Origin of the sequence: Streptomyces shinuiensis, assembly GCF_043660855.1 — a bacterium.
In the GTDB taxonomy this organism is placed as follows: Bacteria; Actinomycetota; Actinomycetes; order Streptomycetales; family Streptomycetaceae; genus Streptomyces.
In genome coordinates this window covers 4079596-4097399 of sequence record NZ_JBIHML010000001.1, presented here as the reverse complement: position 1 = coordinate 4097399, position 17804 = coordinate 4079596, and the positions used below count along the sequence as shown (strand labels likewise).

Sequence of the window (17804 nt, the reverse complement as noted above, 5' to 3'; positions counted from 1 at the left end):
CGCACATCGGCGGCGCGGCGGCGTCGGCCTTACGCGGTACCGTCCGGCACCGTCGCGGCGGGGGTTGCGTCGCGGTCGAGCGCAAGCGGATCGGTCACCGTGCCGGTCTCCTCATCGAGCGGCCCCTGCGCCAGCCTGGTCACCGCTGCGGGGACCGGCGGCGCCAGGTCGGCCGTAGCTCGGAGGCCGGACAGGACGTCGTCGGGTCGTACGGCAGGTGTCAGGTGCCGTACCACCAGGCGCAGTATCGCACAGGGACCCCCACCGGGCCTATCGGACCCGGCCGGGACGGCCTCCAGCGAGGCCACGGCGGCGCGTGTGTCGAAGGTGCGCATGCCCTTCTTGGTCTGCCTGCTGACCTCGACGGAGTCCGCCGCGAGGAAGACCTCCGCCGCCTTGCGGGCCTCCTCCAGCTCCACCCCGTCGAGCCGCAGCTCCCAGCGGGAGGCCGTCAGACGGTCGGCGAAGCCGCTGGTGTGCGCCTCCACCGCGTCGACGGCGTCGAGTCCGTCGGGCAGCGACTCGTCGAGCAGCCGCCGCAGCACCTCCGGGTCACGCCGCTCGGTGAGGGCGATCTCCAGGTACTCGGCCTCGCTGCCCGTGCCGGTCGGCGCCGCGTTCGCGTACGAGACCTTCGGGTGCGGGGTGAAGCCCGCGGAGTACGCCATGGGCACCTCGGCCCGGCGCAGTGCCCGCTCGAAAGCGCGCTGGAAGTCGCGGTGGCTGGTGAACCGGAGGCGGCCGCGTTTGGTGTAACGCAGGCGAATGCGCTGCACCGCGGGTGCGGGCGGCGGGCCTTCGGGCTGTCGCTTGCCCAGGATCCTTCTCCTTGCTGCGGGGTGGCGCGACGAGCGCCCCTCGGTCGAACACTGGCGGCCGGGCCGTCCCCGCCGGTGCGGGGCCGGTAGGCCCGTACCTACCCACCAGCCTACTCGCCGGCGGCTCCGCCCTCTCCCGGACCGGCCCCGCGCACCTGCGGCGCGGCCGGTCCCGTGGCGATCCAGTACCGCAGTTTCTTCCCCCGCCGGTCCTCGAAGACACCCCCGCACCTCTCGATGACGCGGCGGGAGGCGGTGTTGGTGTCGTCGCAGGTGACCAGGACCGGGTCGATGCCGAGGGAGTGGACGACGGGCAGGGCGGCGCGCAGCATCGCGGTGGCGTGGCCGCGGCGGCGGGCGGAGGCGCGGACGTCATAGCCGATGTGGCCGCCGTAGTCGAGCAGGAAGCCGTTGAGCCCGTGCCGGATGGCGATACGGCCGAGGTAGGTGTCGCCCTCGGCCCACCACAGGGTGGTGCACGGAACGTGGCCCTCGGGGCGCGGGCTGTCCTCGTCCGCGTCGGCGCGGACGGCGGCGGCGTACGCGGCGAAGACCTCCGGGTCGTGCCAGCGCTCGCCGTAGCGGAGGATGTCGCGGCCGAGCATCGAGTTGTCCTGCGGCCCGCCGCGCCCCTCGGCCTCGAACTCCTTCATCGCCTCCAGGAAGGAGGCGTGGACGCGCGGGTCGGGGAGGATCAGCTCGGGCATGCGGCCAGTGTGTCAGCGCGCCCCGCCCCCGGCCAGCGGGTGTCCCTGGCCGGGGGCGGAGCGCGGTGCCCGTGCGGCGGGCGGGCGGCTACTTGTTGACGACCGTCAGCGGGAGCAGCTTCTTGCCCGTCGGGCCGATCTGGATGGAGGTGTCCATCGCCGGGCACACGCCGCAGTCGTAGCAGGGGGTCCAGCGGCAGTCCTCGACCTCGGTCTCGTCGAGGGCGTCCTGCCAGTCCTCCCACAGCCAGTCCTTGTCGAGGCCGGAGTCGAGGTGGTCCCAGGGCAGGACCTCCTCGTAGGTGCGCTCGCGGGTGGTGTACCAGTGGACGTCCACGCCGTGGGGGGCCAGCGCGCGCTCGGCGCACTCCATCCACAGGTCGTAGGAGAAGTGCTCGCGCCAGCCGTCGAAGCGGCCGCCGGCCTCGTAGACGGCGCGGATGACGTCGCCGATGCGCCGGTCGCCGCGCGAGAGCAGGCCCTCGACGATGCCGGGCTTGCCGTCGTGGTAGCGGAAGCCGATGGAGCGGCCGTAGCGCTTGTCGGCGCGGATCCTCTCGCGCAGCTTCTCCAGACGGGCGTCGGTCTCCTCGGCCGACAGCTGCGGGGCCCACTGGAAGGGGGTGTGGGGCTTGGGCACGAAACCGCCGATGGAGACGGTGCAGCGGATGTCGTTGGAACCGGAGACCTCGCGGCCCTTGGAGATGACCTTGGCGGCCATGTCGGCGATCTGGAGGACGTCGTCGTCGGTCTCGGTGGGCAGACCGCACATGAAGTACAGCTTCACCTGGCGCCATCCGTTGCCGTAGGCGGTGGCGACGGTGCGGATCAGGTCGTCCTCGGAGACCATCTTGTTGATGACCTTGCGGATGCGCTCGCTGCCGCCCTCGGGGGCGAAGGTCAGGCCCGAGCGGCGGCCGTTGCGGGTCAGCTCGTTGGCCAGGTCGATGTTGAAGGCGTCCACCCGGGTGGAGGGCAGCGACAGGCCGATCTTGTCGTCCTCGTAGCGGTCGGCCAGGCCCTTGGCCACGTCGCCGATCTCGCTGTGGTCGGCCGAGGACAGAGAGAGCAGGCCGACCTCCTCGAAGCCGGTGTTCTTCAGGCCCTTTTCCACCATCTCGCCGATGCCGGTGATGGAGCGCTCGCGCACCGGTCGGGTGATCATGCCCGCCTGGCAGAAGCGGCAGCCGCGGGTGCAGCCGCGGAAGATCTCCACGCTCATCCGCTCGTGGACGGTCTCGGCCAGCGGCACCAGGGGCTGCTTGGGGTAGGGCCACTCGTCGAGGTCCATCACGGTGTGCTTGGACACCCGCCACGGCACGCCGGAGCGGCCCGGTACGACGCGGGCGATGCGGCCGTCGGGCAGGTACTCCACGTCGTAGAAGCCGGGGACGTACACGCCACCGGTCTTGGCCAGGCGCAGCAGCAGCCCCTCGCGGCCGCCGGGGCGGCCCTCGGCCTTCCAGGCCCGGGTGATCTCGGTGATCTCCAGTACGGCCTGCTCGCCGTCGCCGATGACCGCGCAGTCGATGTAGTCGGCGATCGGCTCGGGGTTGAAGGCGGCGTGGCCGCCGGCGACGACCACGGGGTGGTCCACGCCGCGGTCCTTCGCCTCCAGCGGGATGCCGGCCAGGTCCAGGGCGGTGAGCAGGTTGGTGTAGCCCAGCTCGGTGGAGAAGGAGACGCCGAACAGGTCGAAGGCGCCGACCGGGCGGTGGGCGTCCACGGTGAACTGCGGGACCCGGTGCTCGCGCATGAGCTTCTCAAGGTCCGGCCAGACGCTGTAGGTGCGTTCGGCGAGCACGCCCTCGTGCTCGTTGAGGACCTCGTAGAGGATCATGACGCCCTGGTTGGGCAGGCCGACCTCGTAGGCGTCGGGGTACATCAGGGCCCAGCGGACATCGCAGGCGTCCCAGTCCTTGACGGTGGAGTTCAGCTCTCCGCCGACGTACTGGATCGGCTTCTGGACGTGCGGGAGGAGGGCCTCCAGGCGCGGGAAGACCGACTCGACAGGCATGGGTGGTGTCCTCGGATGCTGGGGTTCGCTGGGTTCACTGGGTCTAACCGGTTTTCGGCGGCCGTACGCGCGGCCGGCACCGTACCGCCTGGCAGGCGGACGGGAGTGACCATCCAGCGTAACGCCTGCCGGGACGGGCCCCGCGCCCGCGTACCGGCGGGGGCCGGTGCGCGGGCGGGCCGGGGCCCGGGACCGGGACTCAGGCGGAGACCGGGCGCTGCACCCGGATCGACTGGAGCAGCCCGATGGCGATCCAGACCGCGAACATCGAGGTGCCGCCGTAGCTGACGAAGGGCAGCGGCAGACCGGCGACCGGCATGATGCCCATGGTCATCCCGATGTTCTCGAAGGACTGGAAGGCGAACCAGGCGATGATCCCGGCGGCGACGATCGTGCCGTACAGCTCGGTCGTCTCCAGCGCGATACGGCAGGCGCGCCACAGCACCACGCCCACCAGGAGGATGATCAGGCCCGCGCCGAGGAAACCCAGCTCCTCGCCCGCGACGGTGAAGACGAAGTCGGTCTGCTGCTCGGGGACGAACCGCCCGGTGGTCTGGCTGCCCTCGAACAGCCCCTTGCCGTAGAGGCCGCCCGAGCCGATGGCGATACGGGCCTGGTTGGTGTTGTAGCCGGCGCCGGACGGGTCGAGCGCGGGGTTGGCGAAGGCCGCGAAGCGGTTGATCTGGTACTCGTCGAGCACGCCGAGCTGCCAGACCAGGACCGCGCCGAGGCCGCCCGTGGCCAGCAGACCGATGATCCAGCGGTTGGATGCGCCGGAGGCCAGCAGCGCTCCCAGCACGATCACGACCAGCACCATCACCGAGCCCATGTCGGGCATCAGCATGACGATCCCGATCGGCACGGCGGCCATCGCGAGGGCCTGCACCACCGTGCGGTGGTCGGGGTGGAGCCGGTCGCCGGCGTCCACCCGGGCGGCGAGCAGCATCGCCATGCCCAGGATGATGGTGATCTTGGCGAACTCGGCGGGCTGGAGCGACAGGCCCGCGCCCAGGTCCAGCCAGGCGCGCTGGCCGTTGATCGTCGCGCCGAGCGGGGTGAGCACGAGCAGGGTGAGCAGCACCGACAGCGCGTACAGCACCGGGACCGCGCCGCGCAGCCTGCGGTGGCCGAGCCAGACGGTGCCCACGGACAGCGCAACACCGATGGCGAGGCTGATCAGGTGGCGCCACAGGAAGTGCTGCGGATCGCCCTCGTTCAGCTCGGTGCGGTTGCGGGTGGCGGACCACACCAGCAGGGAGCCGATGGCGGACAGCGCCACGCAGGCCAGCAGCAGTGTCCAGTCCAGGCGGCGCAGGACGGAGTCGCGGGCCGTCAGTCTGCTCCAGGCGGAGCGCTCCTGCCAGGGACGCCCGGTGTAGGAGTGGGTGCTCACGGCTTGAAGCCCTTCTGGCGCAGGGCCTCGATGGTGCCGTCCGGGTTGATCTCGGGGAGTTCCTTGCGCGGTTTCGGCAGCAGGGCCTTCTTCTTGTCGATCTTCCCTCCCTCGCCGACGCCGTACAGCGCGTCGTAGATCGCGCGCACCGCGGGGCCGGAGGCGCCGGAGCCGGTGCCACCCTGGGAGATCGTCATGACGATCGCGTACTCGTCGGTGTAGGTCGCGAACCACGAGGTGGTCTGCTTGCCGTGGACCTCTGCCGTACCGGTCTTGGCGTGCATGGGGATCTCCTTCTGCGGCCAGCCGGCGTCGGCGAAGCGCCAGGCGGCGGTGCCGCGGGTGGCCACGCCCTCCAGCGCACTGTCGGTCTGGCGCAGGGTCTTGGCGTCCATCGGCAGCCTGCCGCGCTTCTTCGGCTCGATCTCCTCGACGGTCTTGCCGTCGGGGCTGATGACGGCCTTGCCGACGGTGGGCTCGTACATGGTGCCGCCGTTGCTCAGGGCCGCGTAGACGGCCGCCATCTGAATGGGCGTCACCAGCGTGTCGCCCTGTCCGATGGAGTAGTTGACGCTGTCGCCGGCGCGCAGCCTGTTGCCCTCCAGGCAGTTCTCGTACGCGATCTTCTCGACGTAGTCCCCGTCCTTCTTGCCGTACTTGCACCAGGCGTCCTTGTTGGCCTCCCAGTACTCCTGCTTCCACTTCCGGTCGGGCACCCGGCCGGTGACCTCGTTGGGCAGGTCGATCCCGGTGCGCTTGCCGAGGCCGAACTCGTGGGCCATCTTGTAGAACCAGTCGTCGGGGTTCTTCTTGGGCCTGGCGCCGCCGTCCTTCTTCCACTCCTGGTGGGCCAGGGCGTAGTAGACGGTGTCGCAGGAGACCTCCAGCGCGCGGCCGAGGTCGATCATGCCGTGGTTCTGGGACTCGAAGTTCTTGAAGACCTGGCCGCCGATGCTGTACGAGGACGGGCAGTTGTAGCGCCCGTCGAACTCGTAGCCGGCCTTGACGGCCGCGGCGGTCGGGATCACCTTGAAGATCGAGCCGGGTGCGGCCTGTCCCTGGATGGCCCGGTTGAGCAGCGGGTAGTTGGACTTCTTGCCGGTGAGCCTGGCGTAGTCCTTGGCGGAGATGCCGCCGACCCAGGCGTTGGGGTCGTAGTCCGGCGCGGAGGCCATCGCCACGATCCGGCCCGTCTCGGCCTCCATCACCACGACCGCGCCCGCGTCCGCCTCGTAGTTGCGGTTGGTGTTGCGGTCGTGCTGCTTGCGCGCCTCCTTCATCGCCTTGACCAGCTCCTTCTCGGCGATGGCCTGGACGCGCGCGTCGATGCTGGTGACGAGGGAGGAGCCGGGCTCGCCCTTGTCGTTCTCGGCCTCCCCGATGACGCGGCCGAGGTTGTCCACCTTGTAGCGCGTCACGCCCGCGTCGCCGCGCAGCGCCGCGTCGTACTGGCGCTCCAGGCCTGAGCGGCCGATCTGGTCGGAGCTGAGCAGCGGGGAGCCGGTGTCCTTGGTCTGTGCGATCTCCTCGTCGGTGACGGGCGAGAGGTAGCCGAGGACCTGGGAGGTACGGGCGCCGTACGGGGCCGGGTAGCGGCGGACGGCGACGGGTTCGGCGGTGATGCCGGGGAAGTCCTCCTGCCGCTCGCGGATCTGGAGGGCCTGCTGCGTGGTGGCCTCGTCGGTCACCGGGATCGGCTGGTAGGGGGAGCCGTTCCAGCAGGGCTGCGGAGTCTCCGCGTCGCACAGGCGGATCTTCTCGAAGACCTCCTTGTACGTCATGCCGAGGACGTCGGCGAGCCGGGTGAGGACGGCCTCGCCCTCGTCGGCCATCTTCATCAGCTCGGTGCGGCTGGCGGAGACCACCAGCCGGGTCTCGTTGTCGGCCAGCGGCACACCGCGCGCGTCGAGGACGGCGCCGCGTACGGCGGGCTGGACGACCTGCTGCACGTGGTTGCCCGCGGCCTTCTCGGCGTACTCCTCGCCGTTGCGGATCTGGAGGTACCACAGCCGCCCGCCGAGGGTGAGCATCAGGGAGAAGACCAGGATCTGGATGGCGACCAGCCGGATGGTGACCCGGGGGGTGCGCCCGGTCTCGGGAATGTTGCTCACTGCGTCTCCGTCGCAATCACAGTCGCCGCCGTCACGGTCACAGTCGCTGTCGCCGCCGCCGTCACAGTCGCTTGACGCCCTTGATCCGCCCCGTTCCGCTCCTGGAGGCCCGGGCCGTCAGGCCGCCGCGCCGGACGGCGCCCGCCCGGCCCGCCCGGCCGCCGGCGCGGCCGCGCAGCCCGCCGAGCCCCCCGGAGCCGAGCAGTCCGCCGTATGTGCGGGCGCCGTCGCCGGCGCTGCCGGCCGTGTCGGCGAGCGGGTCGTGCGCGGTGCGACGGGCCAGCGCCATGACCACCGGGACCGTGAAGGGCGCGAGCAGCAGGTCGTAGAGGGTGGCCGTGGTCAGCAGCAGGCCCAGACCCACGTGGCGGGCCGCGGTGTCGCCGACCAGCGCGCCGACACCGGCGTAGAGCAGGGTGGAGGAGAGCGCGGCGCTGGCCACGACGAGCATCGGGATGGTGGCCGAGCGGTGCTGGCCGTTCTCCGGCTTGGTCAGGCCGGCGGCGTAGCCGATGACGCACAGCACCAGGGCGTAGCGGCCCACGGCGTGGTCGGCGGGCGGCGCGAGGTCGGCCAGCAGGCCGGCCGCGAAGCCGACCAGGGCTCCGCCGGTGTGGCCGTACACCAGCGCCAGGCCGAGGACGGTCAGCAGCAACAGGTCGGGGACGGCGCCGGGCAGCTGGAGCCGGGCCAGCACGCTGACCTGGACCACCAGGGCGACGACGACGAGTGCGATCGAGAGCAGGATCCGGTTGGGGTGCATCGTTATCGGTCAGCTCCTGGAAGGGCTGGGTGCGGCGGCCGCGGCGGGGCCGGTGCTCGCCGAGGGGTCGGCAGCGGATGATCCGGCGGCGGCCGAGGGGTCGGCGGTCACCGTGACCGTCGGGGCGGGCCGGTCCTTCGGCTTGGGCGGGAGGACCGCGTCACGCGGGTCGGTGCGCGGCGGCCTGACGACGACGCCGACGATGTCGAGCTTGGTGAAGCCGACGTACGGCCGCACCCGCACCGTCCGGGTGAGGCCGCCGCTGTGCGGATCGACCCGGATGACCTCGCCCACCGGCACGCCGGGCACGAACGGCCGGTCGTTGCTGGAGCCGAAGGTGACCAGGCGGTCGCCCTTCTTCACCCTGGCCTTGCTGTTGAGGAGCTGGACGGTCAGCGCGCTGTCGCCGCGGCCGCCCGCGAAGCCGAGTTCGCCGGTGCCCTCCATCCGGGTGCCGACGGTGAAGTCGGGGTCGTTGGCCAGGAGCACGGTGGAGGTGCTCGGTCCGACGGTGGTGACCCGGCCGACGAGTCCGTCGCCGTTTATCACGGTCATGTCGCGCCTGATGCCGTCGTCGCGGCCGACGTCGATGGTGACGGTCCAGGAGAAGCCCTGGGCGGCGCCGATCCCGACGACCTGGGCGGCCTTGATGCCGTACTGCCCGGCGCCTGCGGTCCTCAGCAGGTCGTCGAGCTGCCCGACCCGGGCGTTGTCCCGGTCGGAGGCGGCGAGCCTCTGCTTCAGCTCGGCGTTCTCCTGCTCCAGTACGCTGATCCGGCCGTGGCGCTCGCCGGAGTCCCGTACGGCCGCGATGGCGTTGCCGACGGGGTCGACGGCGGCGGCGACACCGCTCTCCACCGGACCGAGTACGGACGCGGCCACCTGCCGCGCCCCGTCCAGCGGCGATCGCTCACCGCCGCGGATGTCCACCGTGATCAGTGCGAACGCGATGGCGACCAGCAGAACGAGCAGCAGCCGGCTCTCTCGTGTATCCCTCACGTGCGACGGCCGTGCCTTCCCTTGTCGGACTTGTCTGACCGTGATGTCGATCCGGTTTCCCGGGACGCCCGCCGCCTCCGTCCATCGGCCGGGCGCGGGCGGCGCGGCGGGGGCCGGTCCGGCCCGGCGTCACCGCCGCGGCTGGGCGTCGAGCACCTGCTGGAGCGCCTCGAACTCCTCGACGCACTTGCCCGAGCCCAGCGCCACCGAGTCCAGCGGGTCCTCGGCGATGTGGATGGGCATGCCCGTCTCGCGCCGCAGCCGCTCGTCCAGGCCGCGCAGCAGGGCGCCGCCGCCGGTGAGGACGATGCCGCGGTCCATGATGTCGCCGGAGAGCTCGGGCGGGCACTTGTCGAGGGTGGTCTTCACCGCGTCCACGATGGAGTTGACGGGCTCCTCGATGGCCTTGCGGACCTCGGAGGCCGAGATGACCACGGTCTTGGGCAGTCCGCTGACCAGGTCGCGGCCGCGGATCTCGGTGTGCTCGTCGTCCTCCATGTCGTACGCCGAGCCGATCGTGATCTTGATGCTCTCGGCCGTGCGCTCGCCCAGCAGGAGGCTGTACTCCTTCTTGATGTGCTGGATGATCGCGTTGTCCAGCTCGTCGCCCGCCACCCGGATGGACTGCGCGGTGACGATCCCGCCCAGGGAGATCACGGCCACCTCGGTGGTGCCGCCGCCGATGTCGACGACCATGTTGCCCGTCGCCTCGTGCACCGGCAGCCCCGAGCCGATGGCGGCCGCCATCGGCTCCTCGATGATGTGCACCTGACGGGCGCCCGCCTGGGTGGACGCCTCGATGACCGCGCGTCGCTCGACACCGGTGATACCGGAGGGGACGCACACGACCACTCGGGGGCGCGCGAGGTAGCGTCGCTTGTGGATCTTCAGGATGAAGTAGCGGAGCATCCGCTCGGTGATCTCGAAGTCCGCGATCACCCCGTCCTTGAGGGGGCGGACCGCCACGATGTTGCCCGGGGTGCGGCCGATCATCTTCTTCGCCTCGGCGCCGACCGCGAGGATTCCGCCGGTGTTGGTGTTGATGGCGACGACCGATGGCTCGTTGAGGACGATCCCGCGACCCCTGACGTACACCAGCGTGTTGGCGGTCCCGAGGTCGACAGCCATGTCACGGCCGATGAACGACATGTTGTTCGCCATGAGGATACGTCAGGCCTTCCGACTGGAGCGATGTGAGGGGAGGACGACAGCGTGCGCTGCGGGGCCCGGAGAAGTTTCCATCGTAGTCGCGCTCCTTCGAACGCGGTGAGAGGGTTCCTCCTCCGTCATTGTCGGCGGAACGCGGTTCATCCCCGTATGTGGTGACGTCGCGTCCGGGTGATTCGTTCCCCCGAGTGGAGGGCGAATTCACCTGGGGCGATCGAATTCCATCGATCGCCCCAGGTCAAGAGGTTCGCACTTCTGACGCACCGTCAGTGGCGGGAAGGGAAGAAGATCTTCAGCTCCCGTTCGGCGGACTCCTCGGAGTCCGACGCGTGGACAAGGTTCTCACGCACGATCGTTCCGAAATCCCCCCGGATGGAGCCGGGCGCTGCGGCGATCGGGTCGGTCGGACCGGCCAGGGCTCGAACCCCCTCGATCACCCTCTCGCCCTCGACGACCATCGCCACGGACGGGCCGGAGGCCATGAACTCCAGCAGCGGCTCGTAGAACGGGCGGCCGACGTGCTCGGCGTAGTGCCGCTCCAGGGCGGCGTGGTCCAGCGTGCGCAGCTCCATCGCGCTGATCGTCCAGCCGGCCTTGCGTTCGATGCGCCCGACGATCTCGCCGATCAGGCCCCGCCTGACCGCGTCGGGCTTGAGGAGGACGAGGGTACGCTGGCTCATGGTCGGCTGCTCCTTGGGACTTTCACGTGAGTACGGGCTTTCACAAGTGCTCAGAGGCTACAGGGAGCCCGCCCGCGCTCCGTCGGCACCCGTCGGGCGGCACCCGTCGGACACCGGCCGGCCGGCGCCGGTCACGCGGTGCCGGCTCCCGCCGCGAAGCGGGCCTTCGCCTCGTCGATCCTCCGGCCGAAGTGGATCGAGGCCCACCACAGCCCGGTGAAGACCACGCCGAGGAAGAACATCGCCGGGACGGCGAAGCCGGAGGCGATCAGGCCGATCTGCAGAGCCCAGCCGAGCCGGATCGCGCCGGGCCGGCCGAGCATCCCGCACAGCAGCAGGCACAGCGCCATCGCCGTGCCGCCGACGGCCCACACCGTTCCCGTGGGCAGTTCCCCCAGTCGCACCGCCACCAGGGATGCGAGGCCGATGACGAGGAACTCGCCGATGAGCGTGGACGCGCAGAGCGTACGCACCGCCGTCACCTGTCCTTTCCGAGCAGCAGCCGGGCTTCGCCGACGGTGAAGACCGAGCCGGTGACCAGTACTCCCGCGCCGGCGTACTCACCCTCCTCCTCGGCCAGGGTGATGGCCGCCTCCAGCGCGTCGTCCAGCCGGGGCTCGACCTGGATCCGCTCCTCGCCGAAGACCTCCACGGCCAGCGCGGCGAGCTCGTCCACGTCCATGGCGCGGGAGGTGGAGTTGCGGGTGAGCACGACCTCGGCGAAGACCGGTTCGAAGGCCTCCAGCAGCCCTTTCACGTCCTTCTCGGCGCTGGGGGCGACCACGCCGACCAGACGGCTGAAGCCGAACGCCTCGGTGACCGCGGCGGCCGTCGCCCGGGCGCCCGCGGGGTTGTGTGCGGCGTCCAGCACCACCGTGGGACTGCGGCGCACCACCTCCAGCCGTCCCGGGGACGCCACGGAGGCGAGGGCGGTGCGGACGGCGTCGATGTCCAGGGCGCGGGCGTGCCGGGAGCCGATGCCGAAGAACGCCTCGACGGCCGCCAGCGCCACGGCGGCGTTGTGCGCCATGTGGACGCCGTGCAGCGGCAGGAAGACCTCCGGGTACTCCCCGCCCAGGCCGCGCAGCGTCAGAAGCTGCCCGCCGACGGCGACCTCGCGGGAGACGACGCCGAACTCCAGGCCCTCGCGGGCGACGGTGGCGTCCATCTCCACGGCCCTGCGCAGTACGACCGAGGCGGCCTCGACCGGCTGCTGGGCCAGCACGACGGCGGCGTCCCGCTTGACGATGCCGGACTTCTCCCGCGCGATCTCCTCGGGCGTCTCCCCCAGCCGGTCGGTGTGGTCCAGGGCGATCGGGGTGACGACGGCGACGGACGCGTCGATCACGTTGGTGGCGTCCCAGCTCCCGCCCATGCCGACCTCGACGACCGCCACGTCCACGGGCGCGTCGGCGAAGGCCGCGTACGCCATGCCCGTCATGACCTCGAAGAACGACAGCCGGTGCTCCTGGGCGGCGTCCACCATCTCCACGTACGGCCGCAGGTCCTCGTAGGTCTCGATGAACCTCTCGGCGGAGATCGGGGCGCCGTCCAGGCTGATCCGCTCGGTCATGGCCTGGACGTGCGGGCTGCTGTAGCGGCCGGTGCGCAGGTCGAAGGCGCCCAGCAGCGCCTCGATCATCCGGGCGGTGGTGGTCTTGCCGTTGGTGCCGGTGATGTGGATGGAAGGGTAGGAGCGCTGCGGCTCGCCGAGTACGTCCATCAGCGCGGCGATCCGCGTCAGGGACGGCTCCAGCCTCGTCTCGGGCCACCGCCCCACCAGCTCGGCCTCCACCGCCCGCAGCGCCCGGTCCAGCTCCGGGTCCTCGGGCCGGGTCGGCAGCTCGCCGCCCCCGGCCGGCCCGGCCTGGGTGCGCAGGGTGCGGCTGCCCGCCTCGATCACGGCGAGATCGGGGTCGCGGTCGGTCTCGGCGTCGATGATCTCGTCGAACCGCTCCAGGGGATCGCCGTGCTCCCCCTCCTGGCCGGAGGCGTCGCCGGGGCCTTCGTGCGGGTCGTGCGGGGGCTGCTCACTCACCGTTTCAGTGTACGGAGAGGGCGGTGGCCGCCGCGCCCGGGCCGGGCGCGGCGGCCACCGCCCTCTCGTCGTATCCGTCGTCCCGCCCGCCTGCGGGCCTTCTAGCCCTGCGGCAGTGCCTCCAGCTGGGCGGAGATCCGGGTGATGTCCGCCTCGGCCTGCTCCCTGCGGGTGCGGATCTTGGCCACCACGTGATCGGGGGCCTTGGCCAGGAAGCCCTCGTTGCCGAGCTTGGCCGTGGTCTGCGCCAACTCCTTCTCGGCCGCCGCCAGGTCCTTGGCCAGACGCTTGCGCTCGGCGGCGAAGTCGATCGCGCCGGACAGGTCCAGCTCCACCTTCGCGCCCGCCACCGGCAGGGACGCGGTGGCCCGGAAGTCCTCGCCGGCCGGCTGCAGGCGCAGCAGGGAACGGATGGCCGCCTCGTGGACCGCCAGCGCGGTTCCGTCCAGGGCGAGGCGGGCCGGGACGCGCTGTCCGGGCTGGAGGCCCTGGTCGGCGCGGAAGCGGCGGACCTCGGTGATCACCTGCTGGAGGGTGGCGATCTCCTGCTCGGCCGCCGCGTCGCGGAAGCCGGAGTCGGAGGGCCAGTCGGCGATCACCACCGACTCCCCGCCCGTCAGCGTCGTCCACAGCGTCTCGGTGACGAACGGCATCACCGGGTGGAGCAGCCGCAGCGTGGTGTCCAGGACCTCGCCCAGGACGCGGGCGGAGGCGCGGGCCGCGTCGCCGCCCGCGGCGAAGGTGGTCTTGGACAGCTCGACGTACCAGTCGAAGACCTCGTCCCACGCGAAGTGGTAGAGGAGGTCGGAGAGCTTGGCGAACTGGTAGTCGTCGTAGTAGGCGTTCACCTCGGCCACGACCGTGTTCAGCCGGGAGAGGATCCAGCGGTCGGTGGACGACAGCTCTTCGGGCGCGGGCAGACCGCCCTCGACCGTGGCGCCGTTCATCAGCGCGAAGCGGGTGGCGTTCCAGACCTTGTTGGCGAAGTTGCGGGACGCCTGGACCCAGTCCTCGCCGATGGGGACGTCGACGCCGGGGTTGGCGCCGCGCGCGAGGGTGAAGCGCAGCGCGTCGGAGCCGTACTCGTCCATCCAGTCCAGCGGGTCGACCGCGTTGCCGAACGACTTCGACATCTTCTTGCCGAACTGGTCGCGGACCATGCCGTGCAGCACGATCTGGTGGAACGGCGGGGTGCCGTCCATCGCGTAGAGGCCGAACATCATCATCCGGGCGACCCAGAAGAAGAGGATGTCGTAGCCGGTGACCAGGACGGAGTTCGGATAGAACTTCTCCAGGCTCTCGGTCCGCTCGGGCCACCCGAGGGTGGAGAAGGGCCACAGGCCGGAGGAGAACCAGGTGTCCAGGACGTCCGTCTCCTGGTGCCAGCCCTCGCCGCCCGGGGGTTCCTCGTCCGGGCCGACGCAGACGGTCTCCCCGTTCGGGCCGTACCAGACCGGGATGCGGTGGCCCCACCACAACTGGCGGGAGATGCACCAGTCGTGGAGGTTGTCGACCCAGCCGAAGTAGCGGGACTCCATCTCCTTGGGGTGGATGGCGACCCGGCCGTCGCGCACCGCGTCGCCGGCGGCCTCGGCCAGCGGGCCGACCCTGACCCACCACTGCATCGACAGCCGCGGCTCGATGGTCGTCTTGCAGCGCGAGCAGTGGCCGACGGAGTGGACGTAGGGGCGCTTCTCGGCGACGATGCGCCCCTCGGCGCGCAGCGCGCCGACGACCGCCGAACGCGCCTCCAGCCGGTCCAGGCCCTGGAACGGGCCGTGGGCGGTGATGATCGCGTGCTCGTCCATGACCGTGATGTTCGGCAGGTCGTGGCGGCGGCCGATCTCGAAGTCGTTCGGGTCGTGCGCCGGGGTGACCTTGACGGCGCCCGTGCCGAACCCGGGGTCGACGTGCTCGTCGGCGACCACGGGGATGCGCCGGCCGGTGAGCGGCAGTTCGATCTCGGTGCCGACGAGGTGGGTGTAGCGCTCGTCGTCGGGGTGGACGGCCACGGCGGTGTCGCCGAGCATCGTCTCGGCGCGGGTGGTGGCCACGATGATGGAGTCCGGGTTCCCGGGGCCTGCGCCGTATCGGATCGAGACCAGTTCGCCGTCCTGGTCGGCGTGCTCCACCTCGATGTCGGAGATGGCCGTCAGGCAGCGCGGGCACCAGTTGATGATCCGCTCGGCGCGGTAGATCAGCTCGTCGTCGTAGAGCCGCTTGAAGATCGTCTGGACGGCCCGGGAGAGTCCCTCGTCCATGGTGAAGCGCTCGCGCGACCAGGCGACGCCCTCGCCCAGCCGCCGCATCTGGCCGAGGATCTGGCCGCCGGATTCCGACTTCCACTGCCACACCCGCTCGACGAACGCCTCGCGCCCCAGGTCGTGACGGGACTTGCCCTCCTTGGCCAGCCCGCGCTCGACGACGTTCTGGGTGGCGATGCCGGCGTGGTCCATGCCGGGCTGCCACAGCGTCTCGTGGCCCTGCATCCGCTTGCGGCGGGTGAGGGCGTCGATCAGCGTGTGCTCGAAGGCGTGGCCCAGGTGCAGGCTGCCGGTGACGTTGGGCGGCGGGATGACGACCGTGTACGGCGGCTTGTCGCTCCCCGCGTCCGCCTCGAAGTAACCGCGCTCTACCCAGCGCTCGTACAGCTTCCCCTCCACCTCGGCCGGAACGTACTGGGTCGGCAGGTCGGCATGGGCGCTGTTCGACGGCTCCGCCCCCGCGGGGGTCGGGCTCTGCTGAGTGTTGTCGGTCACGACGGCCAGTGTACGGGCGGCCGTGCGGCGGTCTCGAACCGGTTTGGGGGTCCGGGTGACCGGGAGGCGCCGGGGCCCGCCGGGATGGGACGGCTCGTTCGCGAACGTGTCCGATCAAGGGGGAGGGGAGTCCCAGCCCGAGTCACAACCAGCCGCCGCGGCCCGGTCCGTACGGTCAGCAGCCGCCACCGCTGTTCGGCGGCCCTCAGCCGGGGTACGGCCATCCGCAGCAGCCCGTTCAGCCCCGGTCGGGCCTCCCCAGCGGCAGGGCCGAGGACAGCCGGATTACCCGCAGCGGCCCGGCGGCTGCATGCCCCCGCCCCCGCCGGGCGGGGCGTCAAGGGCAGGACGGTCGGCGCCCTGGTCGCCGTCCCCGCGGCCGCCGTCCTGGCGGTGGGCGGCTACTTCGTCTTCTCCGGCGGCGGCAGCGACATCACCGACGACGGCAAGCGGTACAAGCCGACCACCGGCGGCGTGCGGGGCGAGGTCGAAGACCCCGGGGCGGTCGTCGACACCATGTTCGAGTGATCGAGGAGAAGGCCGCCGAGGACCCCGGCGTGGGGAGGGCTGCGACGAGGGGACGGCCGAGCTCGTCGGCGAGCCCCGGCGGTTCGCCCTCGGGGGGCTGGAGAACGCGGTCCTGAAGTGCCAGGAGGTCAGGTTCACCGGCGACGGCTCCTCGGAGATCGGCCGGAACTTCACCATGCCCTACTGCGTCTGGGCCGGTCACAGCACCGTCGCGCACTCCGTGAGCACCGACGTGGCCGCGGTGATCACCGGCAGGAGCCAGGCCCCGGAGGAGGCCGCCGACCAGGTGGCAGGGCTCCGCAACGACGTGCGCGTCGAGATCGGGTAGCCCGCACGGCCCCGGCCGCGTGCCACCGGTCGCGCGGTGCGCGCTCAGGCGCTCTTCTCGCGCGGCCCCTGGCCCTGGTCGCGCTCGCCGCGGGAGCGGGGCACCAGAGTGGGGTTGACGTTGGAGTGGACGACCTCCTCGGTGATCACCACACGCGCCACGTCCTTGCGCGAGGGCACCTCGTACATCACCGACATCAGGACCTCCTCCATGATCGCGCGCAGACCGCGCGCCCCGGTCCCGCGCAGGATCGCCTGATCGGCGATGGCCTCCAGCGCCGGGCGGTCGAAGTCCAGCTCCACGCCGTCGAGCTCGAAGAGCCGCTGGTACTGCTTGACCAGCGCGTTGCGCGGTTCGACCAGGATCTTCAGCAGCGCCTCGCGGTCGAGGTTGTGGACGGAGGTGATGACCGGCAGGCGGCCGATGAACTCCGGGATCATGCCGAACTTGACCAGGTCCTCGGGCATGACGTCCTCGAACTGGTTGCTGGCCTCGATCTCGCGCTTGGAGCGGATCGTGGCGCCGAAGCCGATGCCCTTGGCGCCCGCCCGGGACTCGATGATCTTCTCCAGCCCGGCGAAGGCGCCGCCCACGATGAACAGCACGTTCGTGGTGTCGATCTGGATGAACTCCTGGTGGGGGTGTTTGCGCCCGCCCTGCGGCGGCACGGAGGCGGTGGTGCCCTCCAGGATCTTCAGCAGCGCCTGCTGCACGCCCTCGCCGGAGACGTCGCGGGTGATCGACGGGTTCTCGCTCTTGCGGGCGACCTTGTCGATCTCGTCGATGTAGATGATCCCGGTCTCGGCCTTCTTCACGTCGTAGTCGGCGGCCTGGATCAGCTTCAGCAGGATGTTCTCGACGTCCTCGCCCACGTAGCCGGCCTCGGTCAGGGCGGTGGCGTCGGCGATGGCGAAGGGGACGTTCAGCATCCGGGCGAGGGTCTGCGCCAGCAGTGTCTTGCCGGAGCCGGTGGGGCCCAGCAGGAGGATGTTGGACTTGGCCAGCTCGATGCCGTCGTCACGGCCCTGCGAACCGCCGTTCTCGCCGGCCTGCACCCGCTTGTAGTGGTTGTAGACGGCGACGGAGAGGGCCTTCTTGGCGGCCTCCTGGCCGACGACGTACCCCTCGAGGAACTCGTAGATCTCACGCGGCTTGGGCAGTTCGTCCCAGCGCATCTCGGAGGTGTCGGCGAGCTCTTCCTCGATGATCTCGTTGCAGAGGTCGATGCACTCGTCGCAGATGTAGACGCCCGGCCCCGCGATGAGCTTCTTCACCTGCTTCTGGCTCTTGCCGCAGAACGAGCACTTGAGCAGATCGCCGCCGTCACCGATGCGTGCCACGAGGTGCTTCTCCTTCGCCTGGGATCCGTCGAGTTCCGCGAACCCGGGTGCTTGCTCTGGGCCTTGGCGGGGGCGGCCCCCGGACCCCCTATGACGGTACCTTGCCCGGCCCCCTGAATGGGCCCCCCTCGGACCGACTCGACCCGAGGGGGGCGG

14 protein-coding genes are annotated in these 17804 nt (G+C 71.1%); 1 reads left to right on the top strand and 13 read right to left on the bottom strand.

Translation table 11 applies throughout. The annotated features are described in order from the left end of the window. Positions 1 to 29: 29 nt before the first annotated feature. From ACGRHY_RS18555 to ACGRHY_RS18495, 12 genes are all read right to left on the bottom strand, one after another. Entirely contained in the window at positions 30 to 776 is a 747-nt protein-coding gene (locus ACGRHY_RS18555) for a TIGR03936 family radical SAM-associated protein (protein ID WP_394636436.1), read from the bottom strand. Positions 777 to 928: 152 nt separating this feature from the next. Next, positions 929 to 1525, bottom strand: coding sequence for a GNAT family N-acetyltransferase (locus ACGRHY_RS30275; protein WP_491630965.1), 597 nt, complete (start codon positions 1523 to 1525; stop codon positions 929 to 931). 88 nt (positions 1526 to 1613) lie between these two features. After that, positions 1614 to 3542 (bottom strand): TIGR03960 family B12-binding radical SAM protein, encoded by a 1929-nt coding sequence (locus tag ACGRHY_RS18540; RefSeq protein WP_394636435.1) that lies wholly within the window; start codon positions 3540 to 3542, stop codon positions 1614 to 1616. A gap of 199 nt (positions 3543 to 3741) precedes the next feature. Then, on the bottom strand, positions 3742 to 4935 hold the full coding sequence (gene rodA, locus ACGRHY_RS18535; RefSeq protein WP_394636434.1) for a rod shape-determining protein RodA: 1194 nt from the start codon (positions 4933 to 4935) through the stop codon (positions 3742 to 3744). Continuing rightward, entirely contained in the window at positions 4932 to 7046 is a 2115-nt protein-coding gene (mrdA, locus tag ACGRHY_RS18530; protein WP_394636433.1) for a penicillin-binding protein 2, read from the bottom strand. Before mrdA ends, rodA begins: the two co-directional genes overlap by 4 nt. Positions 7047 to 7107: 61 nt before the next feature. Further along, the gene (mreD, locus tag ACGRHY_RS18525) at positions 7108 to 7809 is read right to left on the bottom strand and encodes a rod shape-determining protein MreD (protein WP_394636432.1); all 702 of its coding nucleotides are present in this window, start codon (positions 7807 to 7809) and stop codon (positions 7108 to 7110) included. A 9-nt stretch (positions 7810 to 7818) separates the two neighbouring features. Then, complete coding sequence (mreC, locus tag ACGRHY_RS18520; protein WP_394636431.1) at positions 7819 to 8808, bottom strand: rod shape-determining protein MreC; 990 nt, start codon at positions 8806 to 8808, stop codon at positions 7819 to 7821. 129 nt (positions 8809 to 8937) lie between these two features. Beyond that, positions 8938 to 9957: a rod shape-determining protein gene (locus ACGRHY_RS18515; protein WP_394638111.1), complete on the bottom strand. Its 1020-nt coding sequence runs from the start codon at positions 9955 to 9957 to the stop codon at positions 8938 to 8940. A 284-nt stretch (positions 9958 to 10241) separates the two neighbouring features. Beyond that, entirely contained in the window at positions 10242 to 10655 is a 414-nt protein-coding gene (ndk, locus tag ACGRHY_RS18510; protein ID WP_394636430.1) for a nucleoside-diphosphate kinase, read from the bottom strand. Positions 10656 to 10786: 131 nt separating this feature from the next. Beyond that, on the bottom strand, positions 10787 to 11128 hold the full coding sequence (locus ACGRHY_RS18505; RefSeq protein WP_394638110.1) for a DUF4233 domain-containing protein: 342 nt from the start codon (positions 11126 to 11128) through the stop codon (positions 10787 to 10789). A gap of 5 nt (positions 11129 to 11133) precedes the next feature. Next, complete coding sequence (folC, locus tag ACGRHY_RS18500) at positions 11134 to 12693, bottom strand: bifunctional tetrahydrofolate synthase/dihydrofolate synthase (protein ID WP_394636429.1); 1560 nt, start codon at positions 12691 to 12693, stop codon at positions 11134 to 11136. Between the two features lie 101 nt (positions 12694 to 12794). Continuing rightward, entirely contained in the window at positions 12795 to 15452 is a 2658-nt protein-coding gene (locus ACGRHY_RS18495) for a valine--tRNA ligase (protein WP_394636428.1), read from the bottom strand. 393 nt (positions 15453 to 15845) lie between these two features. On the opposite strand from ACGRHY_RS18495, the gene ACGRHY_RS18490 reads away from it, so the two are divergent. Beyond that, entirely contained in the window at positions 15846 to 15980 is a 135-nt protein-coding gene (locus ACGRHY_RS18490) for a hypothetical protein (RefSeq protein WP_394636427.1), read from the top strand. A 372-nt stretch (positions 15981 to 16352) separates the two neighbouring features. On the opposite strand, the gene clpX is transcribed toward ACGRHY_RS18490, so the two are convergent. Next, the gene (gene clpX, locus ACGRHY_RS18485; RefSeq protein ID WP_394636426.1) at positions 16353 to 17648 is read right to left on the bottom strand and encodes an ATP-dependent Clp protease ATP-binding subunit ClpX; all 1296 of its coding nucleotides are present in this window, start codon (positions 17646 to 17648) and stop codon (positions 16353 to 16355) included. Positions 17649 to 17804 lie beyond the last annotated feature (156 nt).